Origin of the sequence: Serratia sp. CY52157, assembly GCF_052168495.1 — a bacterium.
GTDB classification, from domain to species: domain Bacteria; phylum Pseudomonadota; class Gammaproteobacteria; order Enterobacterales; family Enterobacteriaceae; genus Serratia; species Serratia ureilytica.
Genome location: NZ_JBJNMO010000005.1, coordinates 12,344 through 31,847, shown reverse-complemented (window position 1 = coordinate 31,847; position 19,504 = coordinate 12,344). Strand labels below are relative to the sequence as shown.

The following is a 19,504-nucleotide window of genomic DNA, read 5'->3' as shown; positions in this document are numbered from 1 at the left end:
CTCAGGTGGCGGTGCGCTCGCGTCGCCACCGGCGAAAGGCTATGCTAAACTCTGCGCCTTTCTTCCGGCAACTGACCTGAATACTATGAAACACACTGTAGACGTAATGATTTCCGAGCAGGAAGTTAAGACCCGTATCGCCGAACTTGGCCGCCAGATCACCGAACATTACCGCGACAGCGGCAGTGACATGGTGCTGGTCGGGCTGCTGCGCGGCTCCTTCATGTTCATGGCCGATCTGTGCCGCGCGATTGACGTGCCGCATGAAGTCGACTTCATGACGGCTTCCAGCTACGGCAGCGGCATGTCCACCACTCGCGACGTGAAGATCCTCAAGGATCTGGACGAAGACATTCGCGGCAAAGACGTGCTGATCGTGGAAGACATCATCGATTCCGGCAACACGCTGAACAAAGTGCGCGAGATTTTGGCGCTGCGTGGGCCGAAATCGCTGGCGATTTGCACCTTGCTGGACAAGCCTGAGCGCCGTGAAGTGCAGGTGCCGGTCGAATACGTCGGCTTCTCGATCCCGGATGAGTTCGTGGTGGGGTATGGCATCGACTACGCCCAGCGCTACCGTCACCTGCCGTACGTCGGCAAAGTGGTGCTGCTGGACGAGTAATTGATGTGGGGCGCGGCCTGCCGCGCCCGCGGCGGGATTATACGCCTTTATCCTGCTTCAGTTTGGCTATCGCTTTGCGGTAGCCCATCTCCAGGCTCTCGCGGCTGGTCGCCAGCACTTCCATATCGCGCAGACGGCCGTCCTGAATGCCGTACACCCAGCCGTGGATCATCACCTTCTGGCCGCGTTTCCAGGCCGATTGCATGATGGTGGAGTGGCCCAGGTTGTATACCTGCTCAATGACGTTGATCTCGCACAGCATGTCGAAACGCTGTTCCGGCGGCAGCTCGCCCAGCAGCGAACTGTGCTTGTACCACAGATCGCGAATGTGCAGCAGCCAGTTGTCGATCAGCCCCAGCTCCGGGTTTTCCACCGCGGCCTGCACGCCGCCGCAGCCCAGGTGGCCGCAGATGATGATGTGTTCGACCTCCAGCACATCTACCGCATACTGCACCACCGACAGGCAGTTAAGATCGGTGTGGATAACGAGGTTCGCCACGTTGCGATGGACGAACAGTTCACCCGGCTCGAGGCCGGTCAGGCGTTCTGCGGGAACGCGGCTGTCAGAGCAACCAATCCATAAGAAGCGGGGCTTTTGCGCCTGGGCTAAACGTTCAAAAAAATCCGGGTCTTCCTGACTGATATTGGCCGACCAGGCCTGGTTGTTGGCGATAAGCTCTTCGATTTCTTTCATGGAGGTGATTGACCCGTAACGAACAGATTGCGTTGGGGTAATATAGGGTAAGCGTCACAATTTGGAAATCGGAACAGTGGTGCAACCTCATTTACCGCACGGATTCGACGCAGTGAAAACGCCGTCGATGCTAGGATTATTGTTATTGTTTCAAGCCTCGCAAACAGGGGGCGCGGCGGCATACTCATCGTTATAAGGTACTATTTTACATATGAATTATGCACTGGAATTAGCGCAGCTGACCAAGACTTACGCCGGTGGCGTCAAGGCGCTGCGCGGCATCGACCTGAGCGTCGAGGCGGGGGATTTTTATGCCCTGCTGGGGCCAAACGGCGCCGGAAAGTCCACCACCATCGGCATCATCAGCTCGCTGGTGAACAAAACCGCCGGCAGCGTGCGGGTGTTCGGTTACGACATCGATAAAGACATCGTCAACGCCAAACGCCAGCTTGGCCTGGTACCGCAGGAGTTCAACTTCAACCCGTTTGAGACCGTATTGCAGATCGTGGTGAACCAGGCGGGTTACTATGGCGTCACGCGGCGTGAAGCGATGGCGCGCGCCGAAAAGTACCTCAATCAGCTGGACCTGTGGGGCAAGCGCAACGAGCGTGCTCGCATGCTGTCCGGCGGCATGAAGCGCCGTCTGATGATCGCCCGCGCGTTGATGCACCAACCAAAGCTGTTGATCCTCGATGAACCGACCGCCGGGGTGGATATCGAGCTGCGCCGCTCGATGTGGGGCTTTCTGAAAGAGCTGAACGCCCAGGGCACCACCATCATCCTCACCACCCACTATTTGGAAGAGGCGGAGATGCTGTGCCGCAACATCGGCATCATCCAGAACGGGGAGCTGGTGGAAAACACCTCGATGAAGGGGCTGCTGGCCAAGCTCAAGTCGGAAACCTTTATCCTCGATCTGGCGGCGAAAAGCCCGCTGCCGAAGCTGGACGGTTACCGCAGCCGCCTGACGGATACCTCGACGCTGGAAGTGGAGGTGATGCGTGAACAGGGGCTGAACGGCCTGTTCGCCCAGCTGAGCGCGCAGGGCGTGCAGGTGCTGAGCATGCGCAACAAGGCGAACCGCCTGGAAGAGCTGTTTGTCACCCTGGTTAACGGCAATGGAGAGAAAGCATGACGCGTTTGTATTGGGTGGCCTTACAGAGCATCTGGGCCAAAGAGGTGAACCGCTTCGCGCGCATCTGGATCCAGACCCTGGTGCCGCCGGTGATCACCATGACGCTGTACTTCATCATCTTCGGCAATCTGATCGGTTCGCGCATCGGCGATATGCACGGCTTCAGCTACATGCAGTTCATCGTGCCCGGCCTTATCATGATGGCGGTGATCACCAACTCTTACGCCAACGTCGCGTCGTCGTTCTTCAGCGCCAAATTCCAGCGCAACATTGAGGAACTGCTGGTGGCGCCGGTGCCGACCCACGTGGTGATCGCCGGCTATGTCGGCGGCGGCGTGGCGCGCGGTATCTGCGTCGGCGTGCTGGTGACCATCATCTCGCTGTTCTTCGTGCCGCTGCAGGTGCACGCCTGGTGGGTGATTGCGCTGACGCTGTTGCTGACGGCGATCCTGTTCTCGCTGGCGGGGCTGATCAACGCGGTGTTCGCCACCACTTTCGACGACATCAGCCTGATCCCGACCTTCGTGTTGACGCCGCTCACTTACCTGGGCGGGGTGTTCTACTCGCTGTCGCTGCTGCCGCCGTTCTGGCAGGCGGTGTCGAAGCTGAACCCGATCGTCTATATGATCAGCGGTTTCCGCTACGGTTTCCTCGGCATCAACGACGTGCCGCTGGCGTTCACCATGGCGGTGCTGGTGGCGTTTATCACTGTGTTCTACCTGCTGTCCTGGTACCTGATCGAACGCGGCCGCGGCCTGCGCAGCTGATCCTGATGCGCCCTCGTTTTCCCGGCGGGGGCGCTTTTCCCGATTTGGCGCAGGCGGCGCGTAAATCAATAGAATCGCTCAAATAACCGCTAGTTCCCCGCTGTTCAAATCGTGCTATGCTGGCGCTCCACATTTCCTTCATTTTTGTCATTACGCACTCGTAAGCAGAACATCATCATGCGGCCTCAATACAAGTTGGCGACTGGGTTACTCGGCATTCTGATGTCGTTGGTTTCCCCTGTGAGCCTGGCGAATCTGCTGTCGGAAGACGGCGCGGTTAAATCTGAATACATGGAAGCGCAGCGCGACAGCGAAGTCTATTCGCTGGTGGGCGAGCATGTGATCCCGGTAGGGGAAGTGAAGCGCGGGCAGCTGATTCAGGTGTTCCCGGCGGATGCGGAATACTATGAATTAAAATTCGGGCACGGCACCGGCTTTATCGATAAAGACGACGTGCGCGAGCTGAAGAAGTCGCGCAAGGTGCAAGACGATTTGGGCGAGTTGAACAAACCGCTGACCAACCAGAATCTGATCACTCAAAAAGCGATCGACGTTTACACCGCGGCGGACAAGGACAGCGAGGTCTTCGGCACGCTGGAAGGCAACCTGCGCTATCCGATCATCGGCAAGCTGAAGGACCGGCTGAACAACACCTGGTACGAGGTCAACATCGGCGATCGGCTGGGGTTCGTCAATGAGTTGGACTGTGAGATCGATAACGGCATCCCGGTGCTGACTTACCACCACCTGCTGAAAAACGAAGAGAATAAACGCTTCCGCCACACCTCGACCACCACCTCAGACGTGGCGTTCAGCAACCAGATGACCTACCTGAAGCAGGCGGGTTACGACACCATTTCGCTGTATCAGCTGGAAGCCTACCTGAAGAACCAGATCAACCTGCCGGGCAAGGCGATCGTGCTGACCTTCGACGACGGGCTGAAGTCGGTTTATCGCTACGCTTACCCGGTGCTGAAGGATTACGGTTTCCGCGCGACGGCGTTCATCATCTCTTCGCGCATCAAGCGCCATCCGCAGAAATGGAACCCGGACTCGCTGCAGTTTATGAGCGTCTCGGAGCTCAAGCAGATTCAGGACGTGTTCGACGTGCAGTCGCACACCCACTTCCTGCATCGCACCGACGGCAATCGCCAGCCGATTTTGCTGAGCCGTTCGCTGCATAATATCGAGTTCGATTTTGAGCGCTCGCGCCGCGCGCTGTCGCAGTTCAACCCGCACGTGCTGTATCTGTCCTACCCGTTCGGCGGCTATAACCAGCGGGCTATCCAGGCGGCACAGGACGCCGGTTTCCATCTGGCGGTGACCACGGTGCAGGGCAAGGTGAAGCCGGGGGATAATCCCTATACGTTGAAGCGGCTGTATATTCTGCGCACCGACTCGATCCAGACCATGGCGGATCGGATAGCCAACAAGCCGGGCACGGTGGTGCAGTAAGGAAAAGAACGGGCGCGCGAGGCGCCCGTTTTACCGTCAGGCGACCTGAACCGGCACGGCTTTCGCCTTGCGCTGCAGGTTGTTGTCACCCTCGAAATAGGCGACCTTCGGGTGATGTTGGCGGGCGTCGGCGTCGGTCATTTGCACATAGGAGCAGATGATCAGTTTGTCGCCCACGCAGGCGCAGCGCGCGGCGGCGCCGTTGACCGAAATAATGCGCGAACCGCGCTCGGCGGCGATGGCGTAGGTGGAGAAGCGCTGGCCGTTATCCACGTTGTAGATATCGATCGCTTCATATTCCAGAATGCCGGCCGCTTCCAGGAAGTCCTGATCGATGGCGCAGGATCCTTCATAGTGCAAGTCAGCCTGAGTGACTTTGACGCGATGCAGCTTGCCTTGCAGCATAGTACGTATCATAGCTTTACCTAACTGAATATCGGCCTTCACAGGCGTTGGGGTTGAACATCTCTCCTGCATCCCTGCAATCTCTATCGTCACCGATCGTTCCGCCATTGTCTACCTATGGTCAGGGCGGCAGGATGACGACAGTATAAAAAATGACTTACAGCGTCAGGTCAACCTGCTGGTTGTCGATAAGCCGCGCTTTGCCCAGCCAGGCGGCCATCAGCACCACCGCCCGTTGGCTGTCCACCGTCAGCGGCTGCAGGCTGTCGGCATCGCGAATAAACAGCTCATCCGGCGTAAAGCCAGCGGCGCGCAGTTGCTCGGCGGTCTGTTCCAACAGCGTTTCGACATGGCGCTCGCCATTGGCCAGCTGCTGCGCCAGCGCGTTCATGATTTTGCTCAGCTGCGGCGCAACCTTGCGCTCTTCGGCGGTCAGGTAACCGTTGCGTGAACTGAGGGCCAGGCCGTCTTTGGCGCGCACGGTCGGCACGCCGACGATGTCGATGTCGTAACCCATGTCCGCCACCATTTTGCGGATCAGCGCCAATTGCTGGTAGTCCTTCTCGCCGAAACAGGCCAAATCAGGCTGCACCAGGTTGAACAGCTTGCTGACGATGGTGGAAACGCCGCGGAAGTGGCCCGGCCGGCTTGCGCCTTCCAGAATGGTGGAGATGCCCGGCACGTCGACATAGGTTTGCTGCTCCAGCCCGTGCGGATAGACCGCAGCCGGGGCCGGCGCGAACACCAGATCGACGCCGCGGCGGGTCAGCTTCTCGCTGTCTTCCTGCAGCGTGCGCGGGTAGCGCGCCAGATCGTCCGGGCGATCGAACTGCATCGGGTTGACGAAGACGCTCACCACCACCACGTCGGCGCGGGCGCGCGCTTCATCGACCAGCGTCATATGGCCGTCGTGCAGGTTGCCCATGGTCGGCACCAGTGCGATGCGCTTGCCTTCCTGGCGCCAGCGGCGGATCTGCTGACGCAGCAGCGGCAGGGTTTCGATAATAATCATTGGGTGACTCCTGGAACCATCGCTTAGTTAAAAGAGTGTTCAGCCGCCGGATAGAGGCCTTGCTCCACTTCCTGAATGTAGTGTTGCACCGCCGTGCGGATATCGCCGCTTTGCGCCAGGAAGTTCTTGGCGAATTTTGGCGTGTGGCCGCCGGTGATGCCGAAGGCGTCGTGCATCACCAGGATTTGGCCGTCGGTGCCGTTGCCGGCGCCGATGCCGATGACCGGAATGGAGAGCGCTTCGGTGATCTGGCGTGCCAGCTCGGTCGGCACGCACTCCAGCACCAGCAGCTGAATGCCGGCCAGCTCCAGATTCCGCGCGTCCTGCAGCAGCTGTTTGGCGGCCAGTTCGTCGCGCCCTTGCACCTTATAACCGCCGAACACGTTGACCGACTGCGGCGTCAGCCCCAGGTGGCCGCATACCGGCACCGCGCGTTCGGCGAGCATTTTCACCGTGTCGCACAGCCAGCTGCCGCCTTCCAGTTTCACCATGTTGGCGCCGGCGCGCATCAGCTCGGCGGCGTTGGCGAAGGTCTGTTCCGGGGTGGCGTAACTCATGAACGGCAAATCGGCCAGCAACAGGCAGGCCGGCGCGCCGCGGCGCACGGCGCGCGTGTGATAGGCGACGTCGGCGACGGTGACCGGCAGCGTGGAGTCGTGGCCCTGCAGCGTCATGCCCAGCGAATCGCCCACCAACAGGACTTTAATGCCTTGCTCTTCAAACAGCTTGGCAAAGCTGGCATCGTAGGCGGTAAGGGTAGCAAACTTGCGTTGCTCCTGTTTCCACTGGCGCAAATGGGTCACGGTGGTGGGTTTCATCACAACGTCTCCTGAAACGGGCCGTGCGGCTTACGCAGGCCCAGGCTGCAAAAAAGTGCAGCCATTCTACTGTAACCCTATCGGGGTGGGTAGCGCGGATCGCCATGCTTAAGCGGTTCTTAAGAACCTTGTGGTGCAATGGCGTCATGACTCAAAAGGGATACTCATGCGAATTCTGCTGATCGAAGATGACAAACTGATCGGGGACGGCATCAAGGCCGGGCTGACCAAACTCGGCTTCAATCTGGACTGGTTCACCGACGGCGCGGTTGGTAAAAACGCCCTGGGCAGCGCGCCGTATGACGCGGTGATCCTCGATCTCAGCCTGCCGGGCCTCGATGGTCTGGATCTCCTGCGCCAGTGGCGCCAGGCCGGGCAGGATGTGCCGGTGCTGATCCTCACCGCCCGCGATGCGTTGGAGCAACGGGTCAGCGGGTTGCAAAGCGGCGCCGACGATTACCTGTGCAAGCCGTTCGCGCTGGCCGAAGTGGCGGCGCGCCTGCAGGCGCTGATCCGGCGTCGTCACGGCCAACTGATGCCACAGCTGACGCACGGCAACGTGGTGTTCGACAGCGCCACCCGCAGCGTGAGCTGCAACGGCGAACCGGTGACGCTGACGCCGCGCGAATTGGCGGTGCTGGAGCTGTTTCTGCACAACAAAGGGCGCGTGTTGGCGCGGCCGTTGATCCAGGAGAAGCTGTACAACTGGGACGACGAGGTGAGCAGCAACGCGGTGGAGGTGCATATTCACCACCTGCGGCGCAAGCTGGGCAACGGCTTCATCCGTACTATCCACGGTGTGGGCTATACGCTGGGGGATGCCCCGTGAAGCGCCTCAGCCTGCGGCTGCGTCTGATCCTGATTTTCAGCCTGCTGGCGCTGCTGACCTGGTGCACTGCCAGCGTGGTGGCCTGGGTGATGTCGCGCAATACCATCAACGAAGTGTTCGACACCCAGCAGATGCTGTTCGCCAAGCGGCTGGCGACCGCCAACCTCGGCGATCTGCTGGCCGATGAAAGCGCGCGCAGCCTGCCGAAAACCAAGAAGCTGGTGCATCATGGCAAACGGGGCGAGCAAGATGATGACGCGCTGGCGTTCGCCATCTTCGATCGCCAAGGCAAGATGCTGCTCAACGACGGCGAGAACGGTGCCGACTTCCTGTTTGACGGGGAGCGTGAAGGTTTTACCGACGGCGAACGCAAAGGCGATGACGACAGTTGGCGCCTGGTATGGTTGACCAGCCCCGACGGGCGCTACCGCATCGTGGTCGGCCAGGAGTGGGATTACCGGCGCGATATGGCGCTGGGCATGGTGACCGGCCAATTGGTGCCCTGGCTGGCGACGCTGCCGGTGCTGATGTTGCTGATTGCGCTGATGGTCGGGCGCGAGCTGCGGCCGCTGCGTGCGGTGGCCGCCGGTTTGCGTCGGCGCGCGCCCGATGACGCCACGCCGCTGGATGCGCGCCAGGTGCCAACCGAGGTGCGCCCGCTGGTGGATGCGCTCAACGCGCTGTTCGCCCGCATCAATGCGTTGCTGGTGCGGGAGCGGCGTTTCACCTCCGATGCCGCGCACGAATTGCGCAGCCCACTGGCGGCATTGCGGGTGCAGACCGAAGTGGTGCAGTTGGCGGGGGAGGATGCGCCGATGCGCGAGCACGCGCTGGACAATCTGACGGTCGGCATCGATCGCGCCACCCGGCTGGTGGATCAGCTGTTGACGTTGTCGCGGCTGGATTCGCTGTCGGATCTGGCCGAGCTGGCGCCCATTGACTGGAACGAACTGGTGATGATGACCCTGGCGGAACAGGATCGGCTGGCTCATGCGGCGGGCGTGACGCTGCGTTATGAACAGCAGGGAACGCCGCCGGTGCGTCAGGGGCAGACCTTGCTGCTGTCACTGTTATTGCGCAACTTGCTGGACAACGCGGTGCGTTACACCCCGCAGGGCGGCGCGGTCACCGTGACGTTGAGCGAGCGCTCGCTGACGGTAGAGGATGAGGGGCCGGGGGTGACGACAGAGCATCTGGCGCGGTTGGGGGAACGCTTCTATCGCCCGCCGGGACAGGAGCAAACCGGCAGCGGGCTGGGGTTATCGATCGTGCAGCGTATCGCCGGCTTGCATGGTTTACAGGTCAGTTTCGCCAATCGCCCGACAGGCGGGTTCGTCGCGCGGCTGGCGCTGTAGGCGGGTCAGGATTTCGGTTTTGGCGAGTGCCACAGCGCCATGCCGTTTTCCGGCACGCGCTTGAGGCAGCTGGCGAGCGGTTCGCCATCGGGGAAAATCAGATCGGGGGCGATTTCCGCCAGCGGGTAGAGCATGAATTCGCGCTCTTTCAGGCCATAATGCGGTACGGTCAGGCGATCGGTATGGATCACCTTGTCGCCGTACAGCATGATGTCTAAATCGAGCGTGCGCGGCCCCCAGCGTTCATCCTTGCGCACGCGCCCCTGATTGCGTTCTATCGCCTGGGTATGGTCGAGCAGCTGTTCGGGCGGCAACAGGGTATCCAGCGCCACCACCGCGTTGAGAAAGTCCGGCTGGTTTTGCGGCCCCAGCGGCTTGGTGCGGTAAAACGAAGAACAGGTGACCAGCCGGGTGCGCGGGAGATGCTCCAGCGCCTCCAGCGCGGCGTTAACCTGTTGCAGCGGCTGCGCCAGGTTGCTGCCCAGCGCGATATAAACGCGGATCATTATGCCCCTTCTTTACGCGGTGCCCGGCGACGAGGACGGCGTTGACGCGCGCGACGCGGCGCCGGATCGTCACCCAGGGTGCTCAACATGGCTTTCTGCCGCGCCGGCGTGGCGTCCTGGAACTCACCCCACCACTCGGCCAGACGCAGCATCTCCTGATTGTCTTCCACTTCCGCACGCAGCGCCAGCAAATCATAGGCGGCGCGGAATTTCGGATGTTCCATCAGTTTGTGCGCGCGTTTGCCCTGACGACGAGACAGGCGCAGCTGCAGCTGCCAGATATCGCGCACCAGCGTGGTAATGCGTTTCGGGATCGCCAGCGAGCGGCACTGCTCGTCGAGCACATCGTTCATCGCCAGCGCGAAGGCGTCGTAGTACGCCAGGCCGCTTTCCTGCGCCAGTTTCTGCGCGTGCTCCAGCAGCGGGTACCACAGCATGGCGGCAAACAGGAAGGCCGGGTTGACGCGCATGTCGTTCTGCAGGCGATGATCGGTGTTCTTAAGCACCTGCACCAGAATGCGCTCCATCGGCGTATCGTGGTTCGGCGTGAAGTTGCGGGCGATCAGCGGGAACAGCGGTTGGAACAGCTGATATTCGCACAGCTTCAGGTAGGTCTGGAAACCGTAACCCGCCTGCAGCAGCTTGAGGGATTCTTCGAACAGGCGCGCCGGTGGGATCTCATGCAGCAGAGAAGCCAGACGCGGGATCGGCTCGGCGGTCTCTTCACTGATGCGCATATCCAGCTTGGCGGCGAAGCGCACCGCGCGCAACATGCGCACCGGATCTTCGCGGTAACGGGTTTCCGGATCGCCGATCAGGCGGATCACGCCTTGTTTCAGATCGTTCAGGCCGCCGACGTAATCGCGCAGGGTGAAATCCGCCACGCCGTAGTACAGGCTGTTGATGGTGAAATCACGGCGCTGGGCGTCTTCCTCGATCGAACCGAAGATGTTGTCGCGCAGCAGCATGCCGTTTTGCGCCTGCTGGGAGGAATTCTTGTCGGATTCCTGATTCTGTTCGTGGTGACCGCGGAAGGTGGCCACTTCGATGATCTCCGGCCCGAACATCACGTGCGCCAGACGGAAGCGGCGGCCGACCAGGCGGCAGTTGCGGAACAGCTTGCGCACTTGCTCCGGCGTGGCGTTGGTGGTGATGTCGAAGTCTTTCGGCTTTTTGCCGAGCAACAGATCGCGCACCCCGCCGCCGACCAGATAAGCCTCGTAGCCTGACTTGTTCAGGCGATAAAGCACTTTCAGCGCATTCTCGCTGATGTCTTTGCGCGAAATCGAGTGTTGTTCGCGCGGGATCACGGTCATCGAGTCGTTGCTCTCGGCGAGGGGGAAAGGCGGACGCTTGCGCGGCGTTGAGCGGCGGGCAGGGGCGTTGCTGCCGTTATCGGCGGCGCGCGGCTGCGGCGCAGGGCGGCTTGGCGCCGCGGCACGCTCTTCGCGGACTACGTTTTTATCGCCGGCCGCCGCGTCGTCGCGGGGCAGCTTGTCATCGCGGGTCAGTACCTTACGACAGAAGTTGGCTACTCGGGTAAAAATGGTACACCTCGATAGTGACTGATAAAAATGGAGCTAACAAAAAATAGCGGCTAATCATAGCTCACCATGGCTCCTTTGAGAATGCCGGCGTGTTTTCATCCAGAGGGATAGCCTCCTGACGCGGCACGTTTTCCAACCGCCAGTGTTCGATCGCCCAGCTCAATAATAATGGCAGGTCAAGATCTTGCCAGCTTTCCGGCAGCGGTTGGCGCAGAAATTTCAGCGCGGCGATCAGCACCGGGCGCGGATCGCCAGCGGGCAACGCCGGCGCATGGTTTTGCTTCGACAGTTTGATGCCGTTGGCGCCCAGCGCCAGCGGCAGATGCACATAGGCGGGCACCGGCGCCTGCAGCTGGCGGTAAAGGGCAATTTGGCGCACCGTCGGTTCGATCAGATCGGCGCCGCGGACAATCTCGGTCACGCCCTGAAAATGGTCGTCGATCACCACCGCCAGGTTGTAAGCGAACAGCCCGTCGCGGCGGCGAATGATAAAGTCTTCTCCCGCCAGCGCCGGATCGGCGTGCAATTCTCCCTGCAGGCGATCGTGGAACCGGTAAACGGGGGCGGTCTGACGCAAGCGGATGGCGGCGCCCTGCGGGCCGAGCTGCAAATCGCGGCAGTGGCCGTCGTACAATCCGCCGATTTGCTGGATGCGGCTGCGGGTGCAGGTGCAGTAATAGCTGAGCCCCTGGCGCTGCAACAGATCCAGCGCGGCGCGATAGGCGTCGTGACGTTGGGATTGATAGATGACCTGGCCGTCCCAGTGGAGACCATAATGTTCCAGCGCGGACAGGATGCGAGCGGCGGCGCCGGGGACTTCGCGCGGCGGGTCGATATCTTCGATGCGAACCAGCCACTGCCCGCGTTGGGCGCGAGCCTGAAGGTAGCTTCCCAGAGCGGCAATCAGCGAGCCGAAATGCAGATCCCCGGAAGGCGATGGGGCAAAGCGCCCCACATAATGACTTTCTTGCATATCAGAGGGGAGGGGTTCCCTTTTCTCTGTGCGGCGCACGCGGATGCGCACGCCGCAGCGGTAACATACTCGTTATGCTTGAAACTGCATCTGTGTTAGCTGCGCCTGCTTACCCGAATCACTTACTTGAGTAAGCTCATCGGCATGCGCATTCTTGCCGCCTTGATGCAGCTCCAATCATGTAGAGTAGCGGTATTAGCCGGCCATCTGCTTTTCGCGGATCTCAGCCAGCGTCTTGCAGTCGATGCACAGATCGGCGGTCGGACGCGCTTCGAGGCGACGAATACCGATCTCCACGCCACAAGATTCGCAGTAGCCGAAATCATCGTCTTCCACTTTCTTCAGCGTTTTCTCGATCTTTTTGATCAGTTTGCGTTCACGGTCACGGTTACGCAGTTCAAGGCTGAACTCTTCTTCCTGAGTAGCGCGGTCGGCCGGATCAGGGAAGTTGGCTGCCTCTTCTTGCATATGCGATACAGTACGGTCCACTTCGTCCCTGAGCTGGTTGCGCCACGCTTCAAGAATGCGCTTGAAATGCGACAACTGGGCGTCGTTCATGTACTCTTCGCCCGGCTTCTCTTGGTACGGCTCCACCCCAGCGATGGCGAGAATGCTCAAGGACGAGGTTTTACGGTTTTGCCCTTCTTGCATGTTGCTTCTCCTACATACACACGCACTATCGAATCCCCAATGCGGGGGAAAAACAGGCCGCTATAAATAACAGAAGGAAGGTAGGTTGGCAATTATTCCTGTCGCCCGCTTGACAATCGTGTGAAGGAAGGCGTATTTGGCGATCGTGCTGGCCGGTTGTCTATTTATAGGGACCCGGCTGCGCTAATCGATAAAAAACGGCAGCTTATCGCAGAGATAAATACCGTCAGGTGATAATTTTGCCCCATAGCAAACCACTTCCACTCCCAACTGCCGGACCTGTGCCAACAGCGCCGCATAGCGCTCATCTATATGATGTGCCGGTGCGACCTGCTCAATACCGCTGTGTAACACGGCAAAGAACAATACCGCCCGTTGCCCGCTTTCAACCACGCTGAGCAACTCACGCAGGTGCTTTTGCCCTCTGAGCGTTACCGCATCAGGAAAGTAACCACGTTGTTGTTGCAGTAATGTGACTGACTTAACTTCAATATAGCAGTTAACCCGATTTTCTGCCTGTAATAACAAATCGATACGGCTGTTTTCACCGCCGTATTTCACTTCGCCGCTAATTTTACTGTAACCGGATAATTCATTGATTAAATTGTGTTCGATCGCCTCGCGCACCAGCGCGTTGGCGCGCAGGGTATTGACGCAGATCCAGTGCCCCTGTTGGGTATGGGTCAGCTCCCAGCTGTGGGCGTATTTGCGTTTGGGGTTGTCCGAGGTGGAGTACCACACGGTGTCGCCGGGCGTGGCGCAGCCGGTCATGGCGCCGGTATTGGCGCAGTGCAGCGTAAAGGTTTCCCCTTCCGGGGTGATCACGTCAGCCAGAAAGCGTTTGTAACGTTTGATCAGCGTGGCGGAGCGCAGCGGTGGAGAAAAAATCATGGGGATGCCTGCTTGGCCAGCGGCCACTGTTCAAGGTGTTGGTAACGGGTGCGGCCGTTTTCGAACACCGATTCATACAAGGAAAAGGCGTCGGCGCTGAACGCCCAGCCCGGCGTCGCCGGCGGGATCGCCACCGGCTGGGTGGCGGCGCGCAGCAGCGTGATGTGCGGATGGAACGGCAGCGCGCTTTGATGGCAACCGCTGCGTGCGGCCTGCGAACGCAGCAGCTCGGCCAGCTGCAGCAACCCGCGCGGCGCGCGGCGGGTGCCGAGCCAGACCACGCCGGGGCGCGGCCAATGGCCGAGATCGTCGAGCCGCATGCTGAAGCCGGGTTGAGCGATACGGCCGGCCAACTTACGCAGCGCTAGTTCTTTCTGTGCGCTGACTTCACCGAGAAACGCCAGCGTCAGGTGCAAATTGGCCGCCGCCACCGGCCGACCGGCCTCCGGTGCAAACGCCTCGGCGCGCCAGCGGACCACCTGCTGTTGCAGGGCGTCAGGCAAGGACAGGGCGAAAAACAGGCGGCGCGAATTGGACATAAGGGCTCGGCAAATGCATGACAATACGGTCGGGAACAGCGGTAAACGTTACTGGCAGCGGCCCCGCGAGGGGCGCGGCGCACGAATGAGCTCCGTACTATAGCTAACGCCGCAACAGTTTGAAAGGTTACGGGTATAAAGCTAATGCTACACTGTACGCCGTTTAACGCTAACCACTACGGAGAATTCAGTGTCTTCATTGCCCGTCAGCGCAGTGCTCGATGAGTTGCTGGCTGCGCTGCAGTCTGCCCCGCAGGTGCTGTTGCACGCCCCGACCGGTGCCGGTAAATCCACCTGGCTGCCGCTGCAAATCATGGCTAAGGCCGGGTTGCCGGGGCGCATTATCATGCTGGAGCCGCGGCGGCTGGCGGCGAAAAACGTCGCTTACCGCCTGGCGCAGCAACTGGGGGAGGAGCCCGGCCAGACCGTGGGTTATCGCATGCGCGCCGAAAGTAAAAGCGGGCCGCAGACCCGGCTGGAAGTGGTGACGGAAGGCATTCTCACCCGCATGCTGCAGCAGGATGCCGAGCTGCAGGGCGTGTCGCTGGTGATCCTCGATGAATTTCACGAACGCAGTCTGCAGGCCGATTTGGCGCTGGCGCTGCTGCTCGACGTGCAGCAAGGGCTGCGCGACGATCTGAAACTGTTGATCATGTCGGCCACGCTGGATAACGCCCGTATGACGCAACTGCTGCCGCAGGCGCCGGTGGTGGTGTCCGAGGGGCGCAGTTTCCCGGTTGAACGCCTGTATCAGCCGTTGGCCAGCCATCAGCGGCTGGAGGATGGCGTAGCGGCGGCGGTGAAGCGCATGCTGGCCGAACAGCCGGGGTCTTTGCTGCTGTTCCTGCCGGGCGTAGCGGAGATCAACCGGGTGCTGGAGCGTTTGACCGGCGAAGTGGCGAGTGATACCGATCTTTGCCCGCTGTATGGCGCTCTGCCTCTGGCGCAACAGCAAAAAGCGATTCAGCCGGCGGCGCCGGGCCGCCGCAAAGTGGTGTTGGCGACCAACATCGCCGAGACCAGCCTGACGATCGAGGGCATTCGGCTGGTGGTGGACAGCGGCCTGGAACGCGTAGCGCGCTACGACGTGCGCAACGGTCTGACGCGGCTGGCGACACAGCGCATCAGTCAGGCCTCGATGGTGCAGCGCGCCGGGCGTGCCGGGCGTCTGGAACCGGGCATTTGCTGGCATCTGTTCGCCAAAGAGCAGGCGGAGCGCGCGGTGGAACATGCTGAGCCGGAAATTTTACAGAGCGATCTCACCGGCTTCTGGCTCGAGCTGCTGCAGTGGGGGTGCCATGATCCGGCGCAGCTGACCTGGCTTGACGCGCCTCCGGCAGCGGCATTGGCGGCGGCCAGGGCGTTGCTGCACCGGCTGGGGGCCACGGATGACGGCGACAAACTCACCGCGCCGGGGCGCCAAATGGCCGCTCTGGGATGTGAACCGCGGCTGGCGGCGATGCTGGTCGCCGGCGCGGCGCTGAGCGCCGACGGCCTGGCGACGGCCGCGTTGCTGGCGGCATTGCTGGAAGAACCGCCGCGCGGCGGACAGATGGATATCGGTTATTGGCTGAGCCGCCCGCAGCCGAACTGGCGGCAGCGCGCCGCGCAGTTGGCCAAACGTCTGCCGCAACGTGCGGGGCAAGTTGACGCCGATTTGGCGCCGCGGCTGTTGGCGCTGGCATTTACCGATCGCATCGCCCAGCGTCGCGGTCAGGATGGCCGCTACCTGCTGGCCAACGGCCTGGGCGCGGCGATGAACCAGGACGAGGCGCTGTCGCGCGCGCCCTGGTTGATTGTCCCCAACCTGTTGCAGGGCCACAACAGCCCGGATGCGCGTATTTTGTTGGCGTTGCCGGTCGATATCGAGGCGTTGGCGGCGCAGCTGCCGGCGATGGTCATGCAACGCACGGCGGTGGAGTGGGATGAAGAGAAGGGGACGCTGCGCGCCTGGAAACGCCAGCAGATCGGCCGTCTGACGCTGCGCGCGCAGCCGCTGGCCAAGCCGGCGGACGAAGAGCTGCAGCAGGCGCTGCTCGACTGGGTGCGCGCGCAGGGGCTGGCGGTGCTCAACTGGGAGGGCGCAGCTGAACAACTGCGGGTGCGCCTGCAGTGCGCGCAAGCCTGGCTGCCGGAGGCGGAGTGGCCGGCGATGGACGAAGAACCGCTGCTGGCGGCGCTGGAGCAGTGGCTGCTGCCGTCGCTGAACGGCGTGCGCGATCTGCGCGGATTGAAGCAGGTCAACCTCGCCGAGGCGTTGTCCCGGCTGTTGGACTGGCAGCAAAAACAGCGGCTGGATAATGCATTACCCACTCATTACACTGTGCCGACCGGCAGCCGCCTGCCGATCCGTTATGAGGCCGGCAAACCGCCGGCGCTGGCGGTGCGTTTGCAGGAAATGTTCGGCGAGCAGCGCAGCCCGATGTTGGCGGAGGGTCGCATCCCGGTAGTGCTTGAGTTACTCTCACCGGCGCACCGGCCGTTGCAAATCACCGGCGATCTGGCGGCCTTCTGGCAAGGCGCCTACCGCGAGGTGCAAAAAGAGATGAAGGGCCGCTACCCGAAACACGTATGGCCGGACGATCCGGCCACGGCGGCCCCGACGCGCCGAACGAAGAAATATCAGTAGGCCGCGAGCGTTTAAGGTTTGGAATTCAGATGTTTCTTCTGTTCAGCGCCACGGCGTCGGCACAGATTAAGCGACTCATTATGGCCGGCAGTGTCGGCAAGCTCGGAGAACAACAGCCATGGCTGGGGATGACCGCGAGCCCATCGGGCGCAAAGGAAAACAACCAAAAAGCACCGCGTCGCGCAAGCCGCCGCGCCGTCGCCGAGACGACGATTATGACGATTACGAAGAAGACGAGTATGACGATGACGAGTATGAAGAGGAGGAGGAACGCATGCCGCGTAAGGTGAAAGCGACTCCGCCGCGTAAAAAACGCCGCTGGCTCGGCCTGTTTATCAAACTGATCCTGGTGCTCGCCGTCCTGTTGGCGATCTATGGCGTCTACCTGGACTCGCAGATCCGCAGCCGCATCGACGGCAAAGTCTGGCAGCTGCCGGCGGCGGTGTACGGCCGCATGGTCAACCTGGAACCGGGCATGCCGTACAGCAAGAAGGAGATGGTTAACCTGCTGGAAGGCATGCAGTACCGCCAGGTCAGCCGCATGACGCGTCCGGGCGAGTTTACCGTGCAGGCCAACAGCATCGAGATGCTGCGCCGTCCGTTCGACTTCCCGGATGGTAAAGAAGGGCAGATCCGCGCCCGCCTCGATTTCCAGAATAACCGCCTGGCGAAGATCGAAAACCTGGACAGCGGCCGCAGCTTCGGCTTCTTCCGCCTCGACCCGCGTCTGATCACCATGCTGCAGTCGCCGAACGGCGAACAGCGGCTGTTCGTGCCGCGCTCCGGTTTCCCGGATCTGTTGGTGGATACGTTGATCGCCACGGAAGACCGCCACTTCTATGAGCATGACGGCATCAGCCCGTACTCCATCGGCCGCGCGGTGCTGGCCAACCTGACCGCCGGCCGCGCGGTGCAGGGCGGCAGCACCCTGACGCAGCAGCTGGTGAAGAACCTGTTCCTGACCAACGAACGTTCGCTGTGGCGTAAGGCCAACGAAGCCTATATGGCGCTGTTGGTGGATTACCGTTACAGCAAAGACCGCATCCTGGAGCTGTATCTGAACGAGGTATACCTCGGCCAGAGCGGCAGCGACCAGATCCGCGGCTTCCCGCTGGCCAGCCTGTATTACTTCGGCCGCCCGGTGGATGAGCTGAGCCTCGATCAACAGGCGTTGCTGGTCGGCATGGTCAAGGGCGCGTCGCTGTACAACCCGTGGCGTAACCCGAAACTGGCGCTGGAACGCCGCAATTTGGTGCTCAAACTGCTGCAGAACCAGGGCGTGATCGACGGCGAGCTGTATGACATGCTGAGCGCGCGTCCGCTGGGCGTGCAGCCGAAAGGCGGCGTCATTACGCCGCAGCCGGCGTTTATGCAGATGGTGCGTCAGGAACTGCAGACCAAGCTGGGCGATAAGGTGAATGACCTGTCCGGCGTGAAGATCTTCACCACGCTGGATCCGGTGTCGCAAGACGCGGCGGAAAAAGCGGTCGAAGACGGCATCCCGGCGCTGCGCGCTGCGCGTCACCTGCAGGATCTGGAAGCGGCGATGGTGATCGTCGATCGCTTCAGCGGTGAAGTACGCGCCATGGTCGGCGGCGCCAACCCGCAGTTCGCCGGTTTCAACCGCGCCATGCAGGCGCGACGCCTGGTCGGCTCGCTGGCCAAACCGCCGACGTACCTGACCGCGCTGTCCGAGCCGGACAAATACCGCCTCAACACCTGGCTGGCGGATGCGCCGCTGTCGCTGAAACAGCCGAACGGCGCCGTCTGGCAGCCGAACAACTACGATCGCAAATTCCGCGGTCAGGTGATGCTGGTGGATGCGTTGGCCAACTCGCTGAACGTGCCGACGGTGAACCTCGGCCTGTCGGTTGGGCTGGATCAGATCAGCGCCACGCTGCAACGCCTGGGGATCCCGAAAGCGGAGATCAATCCGGTGCCTTCGATGCTGCTGGGGGCGATCGGCCTGACGCCAATGGAAGTGGCGCAGGAATACCAGACCATCGCCAGCGGCGGTAACCGTGCGCCGCTGTCGGCGGTGCGTTCGGTGATCGCCGAAGACGGCACGGTGCTGTACCAGAGCTTCCCGCAGGCGGAGCGCATGGTGCCGGCGCAGGCCGCTTACCTGACGCTGTACGCGATGCAGCAGGGCGTGGCGCGCGGGACCTCCCGCTCGCTGTCGGTGAAGTTCCCGAACTACAACCTGGCGGCGAAAACCGGTACCACCAACGATCTGCGCGACAGCTGGTTCGCCGGCATCGACGGCAAGGAAGTGGCGATCGCCTGGGTCGGGCGCGATAACAACGGCCCGGCCAAGCTGACCGGCGCCAACGGCGCGTTGACCCTGTATCGCCGCTATCTGGAAAACCAGACGCCGCTGCCGCTGATGCTGCAGCCGCCGGAAGGTATTAACCAGATGAGCATCGACTCCGCAGGCAACTTTATCTGCGGCGGCGGCAGCTGGCGCACCATCCCGGTCTGGACCGACAATCCGCAGGGACTGTGTCAGGCCAGCCAGGCGGCGGTGCAGCAACAGCAGCAACCGGCGGCGGGTGAGCAAAAAGATGGCGATGGCGTCGCCGGCTGGATCAAGGATATGTTCGGTCAGTAATCGCTGCCGGGGCGTCGGCCCCGGCGAAAATTTTTGCTTTGTTATTAAGCCCGTAACCTTGGTTG

The 19,504-nt window shown here is 61.5% G+C and carries 18 protein-coding genes; 8 read left to right on the top strand and 10 right to left on the bottom strand.

Features of this window, described 5'->3' with window-relative positions:
- The first annotated feature begins 85 nt into the window (after positions 1–85).
- Positions 86–622 carry a hypoxanthine phosphoribosyltransferase gene (hpt, locus tag ACJ8IP_RS16805; RefSeq protein WP_048234659.1) on the top strand — a complete coding sequence of 179 codons (537 nt, stop codon included), beginning with the start codon at positions 86–88 and terminating at the stop codon, positions 620–622.
- A gap of 37 nt (positions 623–659) precedes the next feature.
- On the opposite strand, the gene can is transcribed toward hpt, so the two are convergent.
- Positions 660–1,316 carry a carbonate dehydratase gene (gene can, locus ACJ8IP_RS16800; RefSeq protein ID WP_015379031.1) on the bottom strand — a complete coding sequence of 219 codons (657 nt, stop codon included), beginning with the start codon at positions 1,314–1,316 and terminating at the stop codon, positions 660–662.
- Positions 1,317–1,527: 211 nt separating this feature from the next.
- Between can and ACJ8IP_RS16795 the strand changes: the two genes are divergently transcribed.
- The 3 genes from ACJ8IP_RS16795 (at position 1,528) to ACJ8IP_RS16785 (ending at position 4,673) form a co-directional block, all read left to right on the top strand.
- A complete protein-coding gene (locus tag ACJ8IP_RS16795) occupies positions 1,528–2,451 on the top strand; it encodes an ABC transporter ATP-binding protein (protein WP_033644695.1) in 924 nt (307 codons plus the stop codon).
- Entirely contained in the window at positions 2,448–3,218 is a 771-nt protein-coding gene (locus ACJ8IP_RS16790; RefSeq protein WP_033644696.1) for an ABC transporter permease, read from the top strand. The genes ACJ8IP_RS16795 and ACJ8IP_RS16790 overlap by 4 nt, the downstream gene beginning before the upstream one ends.
- 177 nt (positions 3,219–3,395) lie before the next feature.
- Entirely contained in the window at positions 3,396–4,673 is a 1,278-nt protein-coding gene (locus ACJ8IP_RS16785) for a polysaccharide deacetylase family protein (RefSeq protein WP_164106408.1), read from the top strand.
- Between the two features lie 36 nt (positions 4,674–4,709).
- Here the strand turns inward: ACJ8IP_RS16785 and panD are convergent, their stop codons facing one another.
- From panD to panB, 3 genes are all read right to left on the bottom strand, one after another.
- Entirely contained in the window at positions 4,710–5,090 is a 381-nt protein-coding gene (panD, locus tag ACJ8IP_RS16780) for an aspartate 1-decarboxylase (RefSeq protein WP_004937544.1), read from the bottom strand.
- A 145-nt stretch (positions 5,091–5,235) separates the two neighbouring features.
- Positions 5,236–6,090, bottom strand: a complete 855-nt coding sequence (gene panC / locus ACJ8IP_RS16775) for a pantoate--beta-alanine ligase (RefSeq protein ID WP_033651336.1) — start codon at positions 6,088–6,090, stop codon at positions 5,236–5,238.
- A gap of 23 nt (positions 6,091–6,113) precedes the next feature.
- Positions 6,114–6,908: a 3-methyl-2-oxobutanoate hydroxymethyltransferase gene (gene panB, locus ACJ8IP_RS16770; protein ID WP_042785355.1), complete on the bottom strand. Its 795-nt coding sequence runs from the start codon at positions 6,906–6,908 to the stop codon at positions 6,114–6,116.
- Positions 6,909–7,074: 166 nt separating this feature from the next.
- On the opposite strand from panB, the gene qseB reads away from it, so the two are divergent.
- The gene (gene qseB, locus ACJ8IP_RS16765) at positions 7,075–7,737 is read left to right on the top strand and encodes a quorum sensing response regulator transcription factor QseB (protein ID WP_033651337.1); all 663 of its coding nucleotides are present in this window, start codon (positions 7,075–7,077) and stop codon (positions 7,735–7,737) included.
- A complete protein-coding gene (qseC, locus tag ACJ8IP_RS16760; protein WP_047573704.1) occupies positions 7,734–9,092 on the top strand; it encodes a quorum sensing histidine kinase QseC in 1,359 nt (452 codons plus the stop codon). Before qseB ends, qseC begins: the two co-directional genes overlap by 4 nt.
- Before the next feature lie 5 nt (positions 9,093–9,097).
- On the opposite strand, the gene folK is transcribed toward qseC, so the two are convergent.
- From folK to thpR, 6 genes are all read right to left on the bottom strand, one after another.
- Positions 9,098–9,598, bottom strand: a complete 501-nt coding sequence (gene folK / locus ACJ8IP_RS16755; protein ID WP_004937558.1) for a 2-amino-4-hydroxy-6-hydroxymethyldihydropteridine diphosphokinase — start codon at positions 9,596–9,598, stop codon at positions 9,098–9,100.
- Entirely contained in the window at positions 9,598–11,145 is a 1,548-nt protein-coding gene (gene pcnB, locus ACJ8IP_RS16750; protein WP_071883579.1) for a polynucleotide adenylyltransferase PcnB, read from the bottom strand. The genes folK and pcnB overlap by 1 nt, the downstream gene beginning before the upstream one ends.
- Positions 11,146–11,206: 61 nt before the next feature.
- The gene (gene gluQRS, locus ACJ8IP_RS16745) at positions 11,207–12,118 is read right to left on the bottom strand and encodes a tRNA glutamyl-Q(34) synthetase GluQRS (RefSeq protein ID WP_033644703.1); all 912 of its coding nucleotides are present in this window, start codon (positions 12,116–12,118) and stop codon (positions 11,207–11,209) included.
- Positions 12,119–12,313: 195 nt separating this feature from the next.
- Positions 12,314–12,769 carry an RNA polymerase-binding protein DksA gene (dksA, locus tag ACJ8IP_RS16740; protein WP_004937569.1) on the bottom strand — a complete coding sequence of 152 codons (456 nt, stop codon included), beginning with the start codon at positions 12,767–12,769 and terminating at the stop codon, positions 12,314–12,316.
- Between the two features lie 183 nt (positions 12,770–12,952).
- Positions 12,953–13,660 (bottom strand): DNA/RNA nuclease SfsA, encoded by a 708-nt coding sequence (gene sfsA, locus ACJ8IP_RS16735; protein ID WP_004937572.1) that lies wholly within the window; start codon positions 13,658–13,660, stop codon positions 12,953–12,955.
- On the bottom strand, positions 13,657–14,199 hold the full coding sequence (thpR, locus tag ACJ8IP_RS16730; RefSeq protein WP_042785353.1) for an RNA 2',3'-cyclic phosphodiesterase: 543 nt from the start codon (positions 14,197–14,199) through the stop codon (positions 13,657–13,659). Before thpR ends, sfsA begins: the two co-directional genes overlap by 4 nt.
- A gap of 190 nt (positions 14,200–14,389) precedes the next feature.
- Here thpR and hrpB point away from each other — a divergent pair, with 190 nt between their 5' ends.
- A complete protein-coding gene (hrpB, locus tag ACJ8IP_RS16725) occupies positions 14,390–16,828 on the top strand; it encodes an ATP-dependent helicase HrpB (RefSeq protein WP_197752595.1) in 2,439 nt (812 codons plus the stop codon).
- Positions 16,829–16,946: 118 nt separating this feature from the next.
- A complete protein-coding gene (mrcB, locus tag ACJ8IP_RS16720) occupies positions 16,947–19,439 on the top strand; it encodes a bifunctional glycosyl transferase/transpeptidase (protein WP_033644705.1) in 2,493 nt (830 codons plus the stop codon).
- Positions 19,440–19,504: the final 65 nt, after the last annotated feature.